16 protein-coding genes are annotated in these 14,128 nt (G+C 63.7%); 10 read left to right on the top strand and 6 right to left on the bottom strand.

Annotated elements, in window-relative coordinates:
• Window positions 1-422: 422 nt before the first annotated feature.
• From guaB to AC24YW_RS02330, 3 genes are all read left to right on the top strand, one after another.
• The gene (gene guaB / locus AC24YW_RS02340; RefSeq protein ID WP_157287764.1) at window positions 423-1,916 is read left to right on the top strand and encodes an IMP dehydrogenase; all 1,494 of its coding nucleotides are present in this window, start codon (window positions 423-425) and stop codon (window positions 1,914-1,916) included.
• A gap of 249 nt (window positions 1,917-2,165) precedes the next feature.
• Window positions 2,166-3,200, top strand: coding sequence for an NADP-dependent oxidoreductase (locus tag AC24YW_RS02335; RefSeq protein WP_487481186.1), 1,035 nt, complete (start codon window positions 2,166-2,168; stop codon window positions 3,198-3,200).
• 257 nt (window positions 3,201-3,457) lie between these two features.
• Window positions 3,458-3,751 (top strand): hypothetical protein, encoded by a 294-nt coding sequence (locus AC24YW_RS02330; protein ID WP_487481185.1) that lies wholly within the window; start codon window positions 3,458-3,460, stop codon window positions 3,749-3,751.
• A gap of 1 nt (window position 3,752) precedes the next feature.
• On the opposite strand, the gene AC24YW_RS02325 is transcribed toward AC24YW_RS02330, so the two are convergent.
• Entirely contained in the window at window positions 3,753-4,592 is an 840-nt protein-coding gene (locus AC24YW_RS02325) for a metallophosphoesterase family protein (protein WP_487481184.1), read from the bottom strand.
• A 69-nt stretch (window positions 4,593-4,661) separates the two neighbouring features.
• Complete coding sequence (locus AC24YW_RS02320) at window positions 4,662-5,276, bottom strand: acriflavin resistance protein (RefSeq protein WP_487481183.1); 615 nt, start codon at window positions 5,274-5,276, stop codon at window positions 4,662-4,664.
• 153 nt (window positions 5,277-5,429) lie between these two features.
• On the opposite strand from AC24YW_RS02320, the gene AC24YW_RS02315 reads away from it, so the two are divergent.
• On the top strand, window positions 5,430-5,852 hold the full coding sequence (locus AC24YW_RS02315) for an MAPEG family protein (RefSeq protein WP_487481182.1): 423 nt from the start codon (window positions 5,430-5,432) through the stop codon (window positions 5,850-5,852).
• A gap of 124 nt (window positions 5,853-5,976) precedes the next feature.
• Complete coding sequence (locus AC24YW_RS02310) at window positions 5,977-7,278, top strand: RsmB/NOP family class I SAM-dependent RNA methyltransferase (RefSeq protein WP_487481181.1); 1,302 nt, start codon at window positions 5,977-5,979, stop codon at window positions 7,276-7,278.
• Window positions 7,279-7,488: 210 nt separating this feature from the next.
• Here AC24YW_RS02310 and AC24YW_RS02305 read toward each other — a convergent pair whose 3' ends face one another.
• The 3 genes from AC24YW_RS02305 to AC24YW_RS02295 form a co-directional block, all read right to left on the bottom strand.
• Entirely contained in the window at window positions 7,489-7,698 is a 210-nt protein-coding gene (locus tag AC24YW_RS02305) for a cold-shock protein (RefSeq protein ID WP_015686739.1), read from the bottom strand.
• A 261-nt stretch (window positions 7,699-7,959) separates the two neighbouring features.
• Entirely contained in the window at window positions 7,960-8,292 is a 333-nt protein-coding gene (locus AC24YW_RS02300) for a DHCW motif cupin fold protein (protein WP_487481180.1), read from the bottom strand.
• Window positions 8,293-8,369: 77 nt separating this feature from the next.
• Window positions 8,370-8,729 carry a nuclear transport factor 2 family protein gene (locus AC24YW_RS02295; protein WP_487481179.1) on the bottom strand — a complete coding sequence of 120 codons (360 nt, stop codon included), beginning with the start codon at window positions 8,727-8,729 and terminating at the stop codon, window positions 8,370-8,372.
• A 150-nt stretch (window positions 8,730-8,879) separates the two neighbouring features.
• On the opposite strand from AC24YW_RS02295, the gene guaA reads away from it, so the two are divergent.
• The 5 genes from guaA to AC24YW_RS02270 all read left to right on the top strand — a co-directional run bounded on the left by guaA (window position 8,880) and on the right by AC24YW_RS02270 (window position 13,603).
• The gene (guaA, locus tag AC24YW_RS02290) at window positions 8,880-10,478 is read left to right on the top strand and encodes a glutamine-hydrolyzing GMP synthase (RefSeq protein ID WP_487481178.1); all 1,599 of its coding nucleotides are present in this window, start codon (window positions 8,880-8,882) and stop codon (window positions 10,476-10,478) included.
• Window positions 10,479-10,526: 48 nt separating this feature from the next.
• Complete coding sequence (locus tag AC24YW_RS02285) at window positions 10,527-11,474, top strand: toll/interleukin-1 receptor domain-containing protein (protein ID WP_487481177.1); 948 nt, start codon at window positions 10,527-10,529, stop codon at window positions 11,472-11,474.
• Between the two features lie 13 nt (window positions 11,475-11,487).
• The gene (locus tag AC24YW_RS02280) at window positions 11,488-11,997 is read left to right on the top strand and encodes a hypothetical protein (RefSeq protein ID WP_487481176.1); all 510 of its coding nucleotides are present in this window, start codon (window positions 11,488-11,490) and stop codon (window positions 11,995-11,997) included.
• Between the two features lie 9 nt (window positions 11,998-12,006).
• Window positions 12,007-12,249, top strand: coding sequence for a type II toxin-antitoxin system Phd/YefM family antitoxin (locus tag AC24YW_RS02275; RefSeq protein WP_487481175.1), 243 nt, complete (start codon window positions 12,007-12,009; stop codon window positions 12,247-12,249).
• Between the two features lie 100 nt (window positions 12,250-12,349).
• Window positions 12,350-13,603: a serine hydrolase domain-containing protein gene (locus AC24YW_RS02270; protein ID WP_487481174.1), complete on the top strand. Its 1,254-nt coding sequence runs from the start codon at window positions 12,350-12,352 to the stop codon at window positions 13,601-13,603.
• A 157-nt stretch (window positions 13,604-13,760) separates the two neighbouring features.
• Here the strand turns inward: AC24YW_RS02270 and AC24YW_RS02265 are convergent, their stop codons facing one another.
• Window positions 13,761-14,111 (bottom strand): cupin domain-containing protein, encoded by a 351-nt coding sequence (locus AC24YW_RS02265; protein ID WP_487481173.1) that lies wholly within the window; start codon window positions 14,109-14,111, stop codon window positions 13,761-13,763.
• Between the last annotated feature and the right edge of the window lie 17 nt (window positions 14,112-14,128).

The raw sequence follows: 14,128 nt of genomic DNA, 5'->3' as shown, positions 1-14,128 counted from the left end.
CACCTAATCCTGCGTAACAACGGTGTGACCGTCTTCCGTCATTCCGGGCGCGTCCCTTCTCCCTCCGCCGTCATTCTGGGGCGCGCCCCTTCGCGCGAGCTATGGTGCGCAATTGCGCACCTGAGAATCCATTGGGACGCAGCGCTGCTGCGAGATGGATTCCGGGTTCGCGACTTCGTCGCGCCCCGGAATGACGGGTCAGGGTTGGGCTGGCGCATGGGCTGTCCCCGCCTGGAGGCCCAAAAACCCCTGTGCATGGCTGGCCGGCGGCCCGAATTGCTTTGATTCGTCACGCGGCCGTGCTATCGACCCGCGTCAACCCCACCGATGGGCTCCGATTCTCAAGGCGTTGCCGCAAGGGACGCCGAGGGCGGCGCTCATCCATTAGCATTTGCGGCAAGGCCGCAGGAAGGAGTTGGCAGATGGCCACGGTGCAACTTCAGGGCATCCGCGAAGCCTTTACGTTCGATGACGTGCTGTTGAAGCCGGGCCTGTCCGACGTCATGCCGGGCGAGGTCGACATCCGCTCCCGGGTCACCCGCGCCATTCCGCTCAACATCCCGATCATGGCCTCGGCCATGGACACCGTCACCGAGGCCCGCATGGCGATCGCCATGGCGCAGGCCGGCGGCCTCGGCGTCATCCACCGCAATTTCGATCCCGAAGGCCAGGCCGCCCAGGTGCGGCAGGTCAAGCGCTACGAGTCCGGCATGGTGGTGAACCCGCTCACCATCAGCCCCGACGCCACGCTCGACGACGCGCTCAAGCTGATGAGCGATCACGGCATCTCCGGCATTCCCGTCGTCACCGGCGCCGGCAAGAACACGCCCGGCAAGCTGGTCGGCATCCTCACCAACCGCGACGTGCGCTTTGCCACCGACCGCCGGCAAAAAGTCTCCGAGCTGATGACGCATGAAGGGCTCGTCACGGTCCGTGAGAATGTCAACCAGGACGAGGCGCGGCGGATGCTGCACCAGCACCGCATCGAGAAGCTGCTGGTCGTCGACGATCAATATCGCTGCGTCGGTCTGATCACCGTGAAGGACATGGAGAAGGCGGTTGCCCATCCGCTCGCCTGCAAGGACGGACAGGGGCGTCTTCGCGTCGCCGCCGCCACCACGGTCGGCGATACCGGCTTCGAGCGCACCGAGCGGCTGATCGATGCCGGCGTAGACCTCGTCGTCGTCGACACCGCGCACGGCCATTCCCGTCACGTGCTGCAGGCGGTGAACCGCATCAAACGCCTGTCCAATTCGGTGCAGGTCGTCGCCGGCAACGTTGCCACCACGGAAGGCGCGCAGGCGCTGATCGATGCGGGCGCGGATTGCATCAAGGTCGGCATCGGCCCGGGCTCGATCTGCACCACGCGCATCGTCGCCGGCGTCGGTGTGCCCCAGCTCACCGCGATCATGGATGCGGTCGAAGCGGCGAAAAAGGCCGACGTTCCCGTCATCGCCGACGGCGGCATCAAATATTCCGGCGATCTTGCGAAAGCGCTCGCGGCCGGCGCTGACATCGCCATGGTCGGCTCGCTGCTCGCCGGCACCGACGAGACGCCCGGCGAAGTGTTCCTGTGGCAGGGCCGGTCCTACAAGGCCTATCGCGGCATGGGCTCGGTCGGCGCGATGGCGCGTGGATCGGCCGACCGCTACTTCCAGCAGGACATCAAGGACACGCTCAAGCTCGTGCCTGAAGGCATCGAGGGCCAGGTGCCCTACAAGGGCCCGGTCGGCAACGTCATGCACCAGCTCGCCGGCGGCTTGCGCGCCGCGATGGGCTATGTCGGCGCACGCGACATGAAGGAGCTGCACGACAAGGCCCAGTTCGTCCGCATCACCGGCGCGGGCCTGCGCGAAAGCCACGTCCACGACGTCACCATCACGCGCGAGAGCCCGAACTATCCGGGCGGGGGTTAGGCGCCGGCCTCGTGCCCCGGACGCAGCGCAGCACCACTTCGGTGATGCGCTGCAGAGCCGGGGCCCACGCCTCCGGGTTCTGCCGTGTTGCGCTCTGGGTCCCGGTTCTGCGCAGCAACGTTTCACGTTGCAGCGCGTCCGGGACACGAGAGCTGTGTACGTCTCTGCATAACCGCTCCATCGCTTTTATATTGACGCGCTTCTCTCCCTCCGCTTCGCTCCCGCCGACAAAGCAATCCGGAGGAAGCCATGGCCCAAGGTCAACATAGCGCCAAACGCATCGTTCTCGCCGCGCGTCCTGTCGGCGAACCCAAGCCGTCTGATTTTCGCCTGGAGGAATTCGCCGCTCCAACACCGGGACAGGGCGAAGTCCTGCTGCGCACGATCTGGCTGTCGCTCGATCCCTATATGCGCGGGCGCATGAGCGAAGGGCCGTCCTACGCAGCTCCGGTGCCGGTCGGCGGCGTGATGGAAGGCGAGGCGGTCAGCGAGGTCGCAAGCTCCAACAATCCCGATTTCGCGGTCGGCGACATCGTGCGCATCCGCTCCGGCTGGCAGACCCATGCGATCTCGAACGGCAAGGGCCTGATCAAGGTCGATCCCAAGCTCGGGCCGATCTCGACCTCGATCGGTGTGCTCGGCATGCCCGGCATGACCGCCTATACGGGCCTGCTCGACATCGGCAAGCCGCAACCGGGCGAGACCGTCGTCGTTGCCGGTGCGTCGGGCGCGGTCGGCTCGGCAGTGGGGCAGATTGCCAAGATCAAGGGCGCCCGTGCGGTCGGCATCGCCGGCGGCAAGGACAAGTGCGACTACGTGGTGAAGGAGCTCGGCTTCGATGCCTGCATCGATCACCGCGATCCCGATCTCGCCGCCAGGCTGAAGGACGCCTGCCCTGGGGGTATCGACGTCTATTTCGAGAATGTGGGCGGTGCGGTGTTCGAGGCGGTATTCCCGCTGCTGAACCCGTTTGCGCGCGTGCCGGTTTGCGGCCTGATCGCCCATTACAACGACACCGAGGCCAAGCCGCCGAAATGGGCGGCCAGCCTGATGCGCGCGACGCTGACCAAGCGGCTGACCTTCCGCGGCTTCATCGTCTCCGACTTCGCCGCCCGCCATGGCGACTTCCTGCGCGACATGTCCGGCTGGGTTCGCGACGGCAAGGTCAAGTACAAGGAGTTTGTCACCGAGGGCCTGGAAAGCGCCCCCGGCGCCTTCATAGGGCTGCTGAAGGGAGCCAATTTCGGCAAGCAACTGGTCCGGGTCGGGCCGGACAAGGCCTAGGCATGATCCGGAAAAGTGCGAAGCGGTTTTCCGGAAAGATCATGCCCAAACGACAACCTAAAGCGCGATAGCATGCATCGCGCTTTAGGCGACAGGGAATGGGACTCACGTGGCCCCACGGCCCCACGCCGCGTGGAGATAGTTAACAAAGAGTCACCAAATGGTCACACCTGCCCGCAAAAGCCGCAGGTGTGACCGCCGGTTCATTGACGGCCGGACGAAGGCATTGAATCATCGCGCATATTTTAGGTGCTGCGATGTTAGAGATTGGTATTTTCTGCGTCATCCTGCTGGCCGCCGGCTATTGGGCGACCATGTTCATCATGGGCCGTCGCGACGACGTCATCCATGGCAAGTTCGTCCACGCCGAGGACGAGGGCTATTTCGCGCCGGCCGCAGCGCCTGCGCCACCGCCATTCCCGAAGCGTCCCGTGAAAGCCGCACAGCGCGCCGCTGTTCAGCCACCCGGCACCGAAGCCGAGCCCGTAAACAGTGCGGCGCTGCAATCCCTGCTCGCCGCGATCCAGCAGGATCTCAAGAGCGTCGCGTAAGTCACCCCTTGCCGATCTGAGCCAGCAATTCCTCGATATCGACATCGCGCTGACCCGCGGCCCTGACGTGACGGACTTCGAGGCTGTCGGGTTGGAAGCGGTATTCGACGAGACCGACCTCCTTGATCGCGATGCGCTCCTGTCGCCGATCGTTGATGACGAAGCCCGCTGACGGCGCCCAGACGTGGCGGGTGTGGCGGAAGGTGAAGTCGCGGCGCTGGTGTACGTGGCCGCTGGCGATGAGACGCAGGTCGACCTTGCCGAACATCTCGATCAGCTGCGCCCGCGCCGGCTGCGGCACGTAGCGGATCGACGTCTCTGGCGTCTCGGGGTCGTCGGGCAGGTTGAGAAACAGCGGCTTGTGCAGGAACAGCGCGACCGGCCTGCCGTTCACGCGCGAGATTTCCTGAGACAACCAGTCGAGCTGCTCAGCCTCGAAGGCGAGGCCCGAATTCATCACAAGCGAATTGAGGCCGATGAAGCGCCAGCCCGCGGCGTCAAACGCCCAATGATCTTCGCCGATGATGTCGCAGAACTGCCGGCGGTGCGTCTCGCTGACCGGCGGCTTCGGCGCCGGCCCGATCGCGGTCGGATTGTCCCCGATATCGTGATTGCCGGGGAGATAGCGGCAGGTGACGGGCAGGGCGTCGTGCAGGCCTTTGGCAAATTCCACGTCCTCGCGGCTGGTCGGCCCGTCGAACGAAACGTCGCCGGTGTTGACGACGAGATCGGGCCTGCCGGCGTCGATGTGCTCGCTGATCGCCGCGAAGTTGGCGATCAGGCCGGGGAAGCGCCGGCCGAGATGGGTGTCGGAAATCTGGGTGAGGTGAAATTCGGACATGCGATCATCCTACCGGTCGCCGCGCGTCGGAACGATGACGGGGCGGGCATGGATCGCAGCGAACAAAGTTTAAAGCACGCGGTAGCGGATGGTGTATCCGTCCTGCGGGGCGACCGCACCGGCGAGCGGGGCGGCAATGCGGTCGGCGAGGTGCCAGGGGCCGAACTGGCCGGAGCGATGCGGCTCGGCCGGCAGGCGGAGGCGGAACTCGAAGACGCCCTTGCCTGAGAGGTTCACGACGAGAACGCGATCGGCCGTGCGATGGTTGAGCACCACTGCGCCGCGCAGCACGGCCCGGCCGTCGGAGAGGTCGCGGACACCGTCCACCAGCGCCAATGTCTGGTTACGGTCGGTGTGCAGCTCGATCTGGCTGTCGGTCACCGCCGTCAGCATCTCCCGGGGCATGCGGATCTCGAACTCGACGGCGGGCTTGGAGGGATTGAGGCCGAGATAGGCGAGCGCAGCGTGACGCATGTCGTAGGCGGCAAAGGCGAACAGCGCGAGTGCGGCCAAGGACGCCAGGCCATGCCTGATGACGTCGCGCCAGGTCCGATAGCCGAGGCGGAAGTAGACCGTCATGGCCAACGCGACCGCGAGCGCTGCCGCAATCCCTGACAGCGCCGACATCAGGATGCCGAGCTGGCCCGCGGCGGCTTCGCTGAAGAAGCTGGACAAGGAATTCATGGCTGTCTGGCCTCGGAGCCCAAGGGCCGAAATCGCTTTAACAATCTGGGGTTGGTCGCGGAAGCGGGAACGCCGGTTCAAGTCGTTCATTGTCAGCGCCAGAAGTCGCGGCTAATGACGTCGGCGGCATTTCGCCTTTACGGGAAAGTTCCGATGTCCGTTCAAATGGTCCTGCTGCCGGTCTTCGTGCAGGTCGCTCTCACCTTCGCGCTGCTGATCGGCATGGTTCTGGCGCGCCGCAAGACGCTGGTCTCCGGCGAGACCAAGATCCGAGACATTGCGCTGGGCGAGCCGAACTGGCCGAAGGGCGCCACACAAATCGCCAATTGCTACCGCAATCAGTTCGAGCTGCCGGTGCTGTTCTACGTCCTGATCGCGCTGGCATTGCCCTTGCGCCGCGCCGACCTCTTCATCGTGCTGATGTCCTGGGTCTTCGTGGTGACGCGCTTTGCCCATGCCGGCGTGTTCGTCTCCTCCAACGATCTCGGCCGCCGCTCCATGGTCTGGCTCGCCGGCGTGCTGGTGCTGCTCGCGATGTGGATCTACTTCGCGCTGAAGCTCTTGCTGCTGATCTAGAGCATGATCCGGAAAAGTGTGAAGCGGTTTTCCGAAAAGATCATGCTCAAACAATAACCTAAAGCGCGATTCATCCTAATCGCATCGCGCTTTGGGCGCTTGCGCACCATTTGAAAGAACCCGAATGACCCCTGCTGCCCGGCTGTCCGCAGCCATCGAACTGATCGACACCATCGAGAAGGACCGCGTGCCCGCGGCGAAGGCGCTGAAGGAGTGGGGCACCGCGCACCGCTTCGCCGGTTCCGGCGACCGCGCCGCCATCGCCGGCCTCGTCTGGGATGTGCTGCGCCGCTACACCTCGAGCGCCTGGCTGATGGATTCCGATACCGCGCGGGCCCGGCTGATCGGCATGCTCCGCCTCGAGCGCAACATGGACACGGCGACCATGGGTGCCTTGTTTGACGGCAGCCGCTTTGCGCCGGCGCCGCTGACCGAGGCCGAGCAGGCTGCGCTCGCCTCGCGCTCCCTTAAGGACGCCCCGACCGCCGTCGCCGGCGACTACCCGGAGTGGCTCGACCCGCACCTTGCAAAAGTGTTCGGCGAGGACCGCGCCGCGGAGGCGGCCGCGATGGCCAGCCGGGCGCCGCTTGACCTGCGCGTCAACACGCTAAAATCCAACCGTGACAAGGCGCTGAAGGCGCTTTCTCATCTTCATGCAAAACCGACGCCCTGGTCCGCAACCGGCCTCCGCATCGAGCTGTCGGCGGATGCGCGCAACCCCGGCATCCAGGCGGAAGAGGACTTCATCAAGGGCGCAATTGAAGTGCAGGATGAGGGATCTCAGCTTGCGGCCCAGTTCACCGCGGCAAAACCCGGCGAGCAGGTGATCGATCTCTGCGCCGGCGCCGGCGGCAAGACGCTGGCGCTCGCCGCCCTGATGCAGGGCAAGGGCCGGCTGATCGCGACCGACCGCGACAAGCGCCAGCTTGCGCCGATCCACGAGCGGCTGTCGCGCGCCGGCGTCCACAATGCCGAAATCCGCACGCCCAAGGGCGAGGCCGATCCGCTTGCCGACATCCGCGGCTCCGCCGACGTCGTCGTGATCGACGCGCCCTGCACGGGAACCGGCACTTGGCGCCGCAATCCCGATGCCAAGTGGCGAATGCGCCCCGGCGCGCTCGAGATCCGCCTGCGCGACCAGGCCGAGGTGCTGGAGCGTGCGGTGCCGCTGGTCAAGCCGGGCGGCCGCATCGCCTACATCACCTGCTCGGTGCTGGCGGAGGAGAACGGCGAGCAGGTGAGGGCGTTCGTCGGCCGTCATGGCGAGTTCACGGTCGCCCCGCCCGAGCAGACCGCGAGCGTGCTCTGGGACAAGGCGGAAGCCTTTGGCGCAGCCGCGCTGCAGTCCGCTGAAGGCTGGCTGATGACACCGCGCCGGACCGGGACGGATGGGTTTTTCGTGTCGGTGCTGAAGAAGGTTGGTTGATATCCCTCCGCCGTCGTTCCGGGGCGTCCGCAGGGCGGGCCCGGAATCCATGGTGCGGCAGTGTGTGCGGTTCGACGGATTCCGGGCTCTCGCTTCGCGAGCCCCGGAATGACCGGAACAAACAAAAACCCCGCGGACCGATCCCGGTCGCGGGGCTTTCGAGTTCTAGCGTTCTGCCGGTACGTCCGCGGTCAGAACGGTGCGAGGGCGTTAGCCGACGCGGAGATTGTCAGCCGAGGACTTGCCGCTGCGGCGATCGGCGACGATGTCGAACGAGACCTTCTGGCCCTCATTGAGGGTGGAGAGGCCGGCGCGCTCGACGGCGCTGATGTGCACGAATACGTCCTTCTGGCCGTCGTCCGGCTGGATGAAACCATAACCCTTTTGGGTGTTGAACCACTTCACGGTGCCCATAGCCATGGGAATTTCCTTTGTTAGAGATGGTACGCACGCGGACCGGTACGCGTCGCTGCGCCCATGATCCTGTTCAGTCGATGTTTGGAGAAGTCATCTGAAGCGTGCGCGCCCGTCTGTAACGAAGCGAAGCGGCCCAGTCGTTCGGCCAAGTATCGATGATCACAATATAGCGAGAATTTGGGGCCACTTCAAGGCACCACCCGTGGCTCGGGATGTCGCGCGACTTTGCTATTTTGCGGTGCAAATGAGCCGCGCTCTCGCGTCTCAGTCCACGATGAAGAGCGTGGCGCCCGTCGTCGTCGAGGACCGGTGCGCGGCGTCGCCGAAATCCGATACCTGGTAGCTCATCCCCGCCGTGAGCTTGAATTTGCGCCCGTCGCGCAGCTCCGAGTCGAGCTCGCCCTTCAGCACGTAGAGCACGTGGCCGCGATCGCACCAATGATCGGCGAGATAGCCCGGCGAGTATTCCACCATCCGCACCCGGAGCTCGCCGATGTTGAGCGTGCGCCATGTGGCCTCGCCGCTCTCGCCGGGATGCGTGGTCGGCGCGACCTTGCTCCAGTCGGTGACGGTAAAGGGGGAGGTGGGAAGCTTCATGGGAGAGGTCCTATCTTCGAGCCGGCGGGTGCTGTGTTAGCGCGCGCTGTCGCCTGCACCGTCCAACGCAGCGAGCCTCAATCCACCAAATGATTTGCCGACCCCTGCACGATCAGCTCGGCATCGTTCACCCGGAGATATTCGCAGATCTTCTTGCCCCGCTCGTTCTCGTAGAACACCACGACGCTGTCGGGGCTGACGAACAGGTCGATCAGGGTGAAATGCAGGTTCGGCACGAAACCGAGCGCCTTGCCCCAATAGGTGCGAAGCGCGTCCTTGCCGCGCACGGTGCCGCTGGCAGCGAACCCCAGCATGGGAATGCGGTCCGATGTCATCACGGCGGCCTCGTCATAGAGCGCGAGATCGCGCGTATTCCAAGCCTCGACCCAAGTGCGGCCGAGGGCCGCCAGCGTTGAAGGCGTATGGTGCTGTGACATGGACGCTCTCCCTGATCAGTCCCTGTTCGGGCGCTGGGGCATATATGTCAATAATACTTACCTATATCACTTTGTCCATGCCCAAAGAAGCATGTGGGCGCGCACGCCCGCGCGGTTGCGGCCCGGGCCGCACCAGCGTATCTGCTGGCCATGACAGCAGCACAGAACGACCGCTCCGCGTCGACGCCCTCGGTGGCCTCGGCGCACGACAAGATTCTCATCGTCGACTTCGGCAGCCAGGTGACGCAGCTGATCGCGCGCCGCGTGCGCGAGGACGGCGTCTATTGCGAGATCGTCCCGTTCAACAAGGCCGAAGAGGCCTTCAACGAGATGAAGCCGAAAGCGGTGATCCTTTCCGGCGGCCCGGAATCGGTGCACGAGGCCGGCTCGCCCCGCGCCCCGCAATTGATCTTCGATTCCGGCGTGCCGGTGATGGGCATCTGCTACGGCCAGATGACCATGGCGGCCCAGCTCGGGGGCGAGGTCGAGGGCGGCCATCACCGCGAATTCGGCCGCGCCGATGTCGAGGTCAAGGCCGAGAGCCAGCTGTTCGCCGACGTCTGGTCGTCAGGCAGCAAGAACCAGGTCTGGATGAGCCATGGCGACCGCATCACCAGGATGCCGCCGGGCTTCTCCGTCGCCGGCACCTCGCCGAACGCGCCGTTCGCGATCATCCAGGACGAGACACGCAAATATTACGGCCTGATGTTCCACCCCGAAGTGGTGCACACGCCCGACGGCGCAAAGCTCATCCGCAACTTCGTGCGCAAGATCGCGGGCCTTTCCGGCGACTGGACCATGCGCGCCTTCCGCGAGGAGGAGATCGCCAAGATCCGCGCGCAGGTCGGCAAGGGCAGGGTGATCTGCGGCCTCTCCGGCGGCGTCGATTCGGCCGTTGCGGCCGTCCTCATCCACGAGGCCATCGGCGACCAGCTCACCTGCGTCTTCGTCGATCACGGCCTGATGCGCCTCAACGAGGCCGAGCAGGTCGTCGACCTCTTTCGCCACCACTACAACATCCCGCTCGCGCACGTGGATGCCTCGAAACAGTTTTTGGGCGAGCTGGAGGGCGTCACCGACCCCGAAGCCAAGCGCAAGACCATCGGCCGCCTCTTCATCGAGGTGTTCGAGGCCGAGGCCAAGAAGATCGGTGGCGCCGACTTCCTGGCGCAAGGCACGCTCTACCCTGATGTAATCGAGAGCGTCTCCTTCACGGGCGGCCCCTCGGTGACGATCAAGTCGCACCACAATGTCGGCGGCCTCCCCGAGCGCATGAACATGAAGCTAGTTGAGCCCCTGCGTGAGCTGTTCAAGGACGAGGTGCGCAAGCTCGGCCGCGAGCTGGGTCTGCCCGAAATCTTCGTCGGCCGCCACCCGTTCCCGGGCCCGGGCCTCGCCATCCGCTGCCCCGGCGAGATCACGCGCGATAAACTCGACATCCTGCGCAAGGCCGACGCCGTCTACATCGACCAGATCCGCAAGCACGGCCTCTACGACGAGATCTGGCAGGCGTTTGCCGTGCTGCTCCCAGTGAAGACGGTCGGCGTCATGGGCGACGGCCGCACGTATGATTATGTGGTTGGCCTGCGCGCCGTGACTTCGACCGATGGCATGACCGCGGACTTCTACCAGTTCGACATGAAGTTTCTGGGCGAGACCGCGACGCGCATCATCAACGAGGTGAAGGGCGTGAACCGGGTGGTGTACGACGTGACCAGCAAGCCGCCGGGCACGATTGAGTGGGAGTAGGGGCGCTCTCGCAATCGTTGACATCGATTAGCACTGTCGGGTCAATCAATGCCGGATTTCTTTGTAAGTTATACTTCTGCTGATCGTGTGTGGGCGGAGTGGATTGCCTTCGAGCTTGAGGAGGCGGGCTTTTCGACCATCATTCAGGCGTGGGATTTTCGTCCCGGTAGTAATTTTGTGCTGGAGATGCAGAAGGCGGCGAGCGAGGCTGACCGCTCGATCATGGTAGTTTCGCCAGATTATCTGAAATCCCAATTTACTTCACCCGAATGGGCGGCTGCTTTTGTTCAAGATCCTCAGGGAATCGAGCGCAAGCTCCTACCTGTGGTCGTAAGAAAATGTAGTCTTCCTGGACTCCTAAAGAGCGTCGTCTACATCGATTTAACGGACATGGATGAGGGCCAAGCTAGACAACGCCTTCTTGAAGGTGTGAAGGCTAAGCGCGCAAAGCCGCATCAGCGTCCAAAATTTCCGGGTGCCGGCCTGCCTCGAGAGCATAAGTCATTTCCTGGCGCTGTAGATGAAGGTGATGTACCCGAAATCTCTCCTCACATACCTCAGTTGAATAGCGCGCCAAGTGATGCTGACAAGCGTCGCTTTGGTCGCCAAGCGTTTGTAGCGATATCCACATACTTTGAGACTGGTCTGAGCCAGTTGTCGGAACGCAATGAGGGGGTTGATGGCGATTTTCAGCCGAATTCGGCAACAGACTTCGAAGCAGAGATATTTCTGAACGGAAAGGCTGTTTGTCGTTGTCGCGTGTGGATGGGTGGCATGCTTTCGAGAGACGGTATCGCATACAATGAAGGCCAGCCTCACAATAAGGATGCCTGCAACGAGATTCTATCGATTGAGCCTAACGGAGGCGGCCTCTGCTTGAGAGCACTCTTTGGCGGTTTCTCCCAGCTTGACAAGCTGTTCGATTTGAAAAGACTCAGCAAGGAAGAAGCTGCGGAATACCTGTGGCGTCGATTTATAGCCCCGCTTCAACGATGAACGGAGTGGTTCGATGGAGATCGTGCCGCCTGTCCGAGTAACTCGATTCGAGCAACTCGAACCGGGAGAGCTCTTTATATACATGGATGGACGTCTCGCGTTCTACGCGCTGAAGACGCAGCCGCCACCCACAGGTGATAGAAGCACGATGGTCGTCTTAGGTCCGTCGTTCTCCGAGCAGCTTCCTGAGTCTTTTCTCTTACCCTGGCAACCTGCGACGGTGTTGTCCTTTGGCAAGGACTTCTCAATCGTGCCATCACTCGACGTTTTTTCGTGGTCGATAAGCGGACCAAGCCGTGACCCAGTGTGCCTCGCGATCACTGAAGACAAAATTTATGTCTGTACCAATGGTGGTCCTTCGCCGCAAAGCTACTTTCCGTGCTTTGTAGAAGTAAACACCGGAGCGATTGTGGAAGGTCGGCTCCCAGGCTACGCCGTGTTTACCAGTACTTGGGAAGTTTCGATATTCAGCCCGACGCATCCTCCTCGCTTGCTGTTGAAGTATCCGGTTCAATCTTCTTGATGGTGTGCCGTGCGCCAAGTTCAACTCCGTGATGCAAAGGCCAATCTCCCTGCGATCGTCGATGATGCGATCGATGGCAAGCCCGTGGTGATCATGCGTCACGGCAAGAAGCAAGCAGTGGTCATAGGTTTCGACGAATGGCTGCGATTGTCGAAAGTCCCAAGCCTTTTGCGCTCGCTTTTGGCGTCGCCCTTGAGTGCAGGCGACATTCGAGCTCGCGATCGAGCGAGGTTGCGCAAGATCAACTTCTAATCCCATCCTGGTTGTCGCGCAGGTGCTCCGCGCTTGCGTCGGATGTGCGCTGTGCTCGCTCATGATACGAGATTGGCATCGCCTTTCGGAGCCCAGCTTCATGCCCGTCGCGCCCGCCGCCACCCAGCCTTCCGCCACCTCCACCGATCCCGAAACCCTCGCCTGGATGCGCGGCTTCCCGCCATCCCCCGATCGCCTCATCACCTTCCAGGACGGCTCGTTCCGCAACTTCCCCGAACTGCGCTGGGCCTGGTCCAACATCCGCCAGCTCGTCCCGACCGTGAACGTCTGGCGCGGCGCAGGGCCGGCATCGCCATTGCCGCGCGCGGAGCAGGACATCGGGGCGGTCGCCTCGACCACGATGGACGGGCGGCCGATGACCTTTGCGCAGATGCTGGAGGAGACCTACACCGACGGCGTCGCGGTGCTGCATCGGGGCAGGCTGATCTATGAGCGCTATTTCGGCGCCTTGAAGCCGCACAAGCCGCATATCGGCATGTCCGTGACGAAGTCGTTCACCGGCGTGCTCGCCGGGATGCTGGTCGCCGAGGGCAGGATCGATCCGCAGGCGCCGGTTACGGACTACGTGCCGGAGCTGAAGCCAAGCGCGTTCGGCGATGCGCGCGTGCACGAGGTCATGGATATGACCACGGGGCTGGCCTACACCGAAGTCTACACCGACAAGAATTCGGACGTGTGGGGCCTGCGGCGCGCCAACGGCATGGCGCCGATCCCGCCGGACTACGAAGGTGCGACCACCATTTTCGATTTCCTCATCGCGCAGAAGAAGCAGGGCGAGCACGGCAAGGCCTTTGCCTACAAGACCGTCAACACCGACGTGCTCGCGTGGATCATCCGGCGCGCCAGCAACATGACGCTGTCCGATCTGCTCTCCGAGCGCATCTGGCAGCCGATGGGGGCGGAGGAGGACGCGCATTATCACGTCGACCGCATCGGCACCGAGAGCGGCGGCGGCGGCCTGTCCACGACGCTGCGCGATCTCGCCCGCTTCGGCGAGACCATGCGCAACCACGGCCGCTTCAACGGCCGCCAGATCGTGCCGTCGCAGGTGGTCGAGGACATCGCGCGCGGCGGCGATCCCGAGAAATTCAAGCCGGCCGGCTACACCACGCTGCCGGGCGCATCCTATCGCAATCAATGGTGGGTCACGCACAACGACCACGGCGCCTACATGGCGCGCGGCGTCTACGGCCAGGGCATCTACATCGATCCCAAGGCCGAGATGGTGATCGCGCGCTACGCCTCGCATCCCGTAGCGGGCAATGCCGCCAACGATCCCGTGACGCTGCCGGCGTACATGGCGCTGGCGAAGGCGCTGATGGCGGGCGGGTAGGGTGGATTAGCCTGCGGCTGCGCGAAGCGCAGTCCGCCGGCGTAATCCACCATCTCCCGCCGCGCCGTGTTGGCAGATGGCGGATTACGCCTTCGGCTAATCCGCCCTACGAGCTGGCGAAGGCGCCGGCGGCGAAGGGCATCGTGAGGCTCGCACCTCACTCACGCGCCTCCTGCCAATGCGGATAGGTGACATAAGCGGTGACGGCGCCTTGCTCGTGCGAGCGGATGGTGACCCTCTCGCCCTTGGGCATGTAGACGATCTCGCCGGGACCGGCGGTGACGGTGCTGCCATTGCTCGTGACCGAGAGCTTTCCTTCCAGGACGAGCATGACATCGTCGACCGCGAGCGTCTCGTCGAGGCTCTGGTTCGGGGCGTAGCGGCCGAAGCCGATCGTGATCGGTCCGCCGTGACGCTGGTCGATCACATTGCCGGCGAAGATATCGCCGTCCTGTCCCGGCGAGCGTTCGAGCGAAGCATCGGCGATGGCGAATTTGCGAACTTTCATGAGTTCCGTCCGTTTCG

Source organism: Bradyrhizobium sp. USDA3516, from assembly GCF_057651995.1.
This window is presented reverse-complemented; position numbering and strand designations above follow the sequence as displayed.

Coding starts and splice junctions, on each gene's coding strand:
- AC24YW_RS02330 (WP_487481185.1), top strand. CDS start 3,458: ATGTTAGAGATTGGTATTTTCTGCGTCATCCTGCTGGCCGCCGGCTAT.
- AC24YW_RS02325 (WP_487481184.1), bottom strand. CDS start 4,592: ATGTCCGAATTTCACCTCACCCAGATTTCCGACACCCATCTCGGCCGG.
- AC24YW_RS02305 (WP_015686739.1), bottom strand. CDS start 7,698: ATGGCTATGGGCACCGTGAAGTGGTTCAACACCCAAAAGGGTTATGGT.
- AC24YW_RS02280 (WP_487481176.1), top strand. CDS start 11,488: ATGGAGATCGTGCCGCCTGTCCGAGTAACTCGATTCGAGCAACTCGAA.
- AC24YW_RS02295 (WP_487481179.1), bottom strand. CDS start 8,729: ATGTCACAGCACCATACGCCTTCAACGCTGGCGGCCCTCGGCCGCACT.
- AC24YW_RS02310 (WP_487481181.1), top strand. CDS start 5,977: ATGACCCCTGCTGCCCGGCTGTCCGCAGCCATCGAACTGATCGACACC.
- AC24YW_RS02270 (WP_487481174.1), top strand. CDS start 12,350: ATGCCCGTCGCGCCCGCCGCCACCCAGCCTTCCGCCACCTCCACCGAT.
- AC24YW_RS02320 (WP_487481183.1), bottom strand. CDS start 5,276: ATGAATTCCTTGTCCAGCTTCTTCAGCGAAGCCGCCGCGGGCCAGCTC.
- guaA (WP_487481178.1), top strand. CDS start 8,880: ATGACAGCAGCACAGAACGACCGCTCCGCGTCGACGCCCTCGGTGGCC.
- AC24YW_RS02265 (WP_487481173.1), bottom strand. CDS start 14,111: ATGAAAGTTCGCAAATTCGCCATCGCCGATGCTTCGCTCGAACGCTCG.
- AC24YW_RS02315 (WP_487481182.1), top strand. CDS start 5,430: ATGTCCGTTCAAATGGTCCTGCTGCCGGTCTTCGTGCAGGTCGCTCTC.
- AC24YW_RS02285 (WP_487481177.1), top strand. CDS start 10,527: ATGCCGGATTTCTTTGTAAGTTATACTTCTGCTGATCGTGTGTGGGCG.
- AC24YW_RS02300 (WP_487481180.1), bottom strand. CDS start 8,292: ATGAAGCTTCCCACCTCCCCCTTTACCGTCACCGACTGGAGCAAGGTC.
- guaB (WP_157287764.1), top strand. CDS start 423: ATGGCCACGGTGCAACTTCAGGGCATCCGCGAAGCCTTTACGTTCGAT.
- AC24YW_RS02335 (WP_487481186.1), top strand. CDS start 2,166: ATGGCCCAAGGTCAACATAGCGCCAAACGCATCGTTCTCGCCGCGCGT.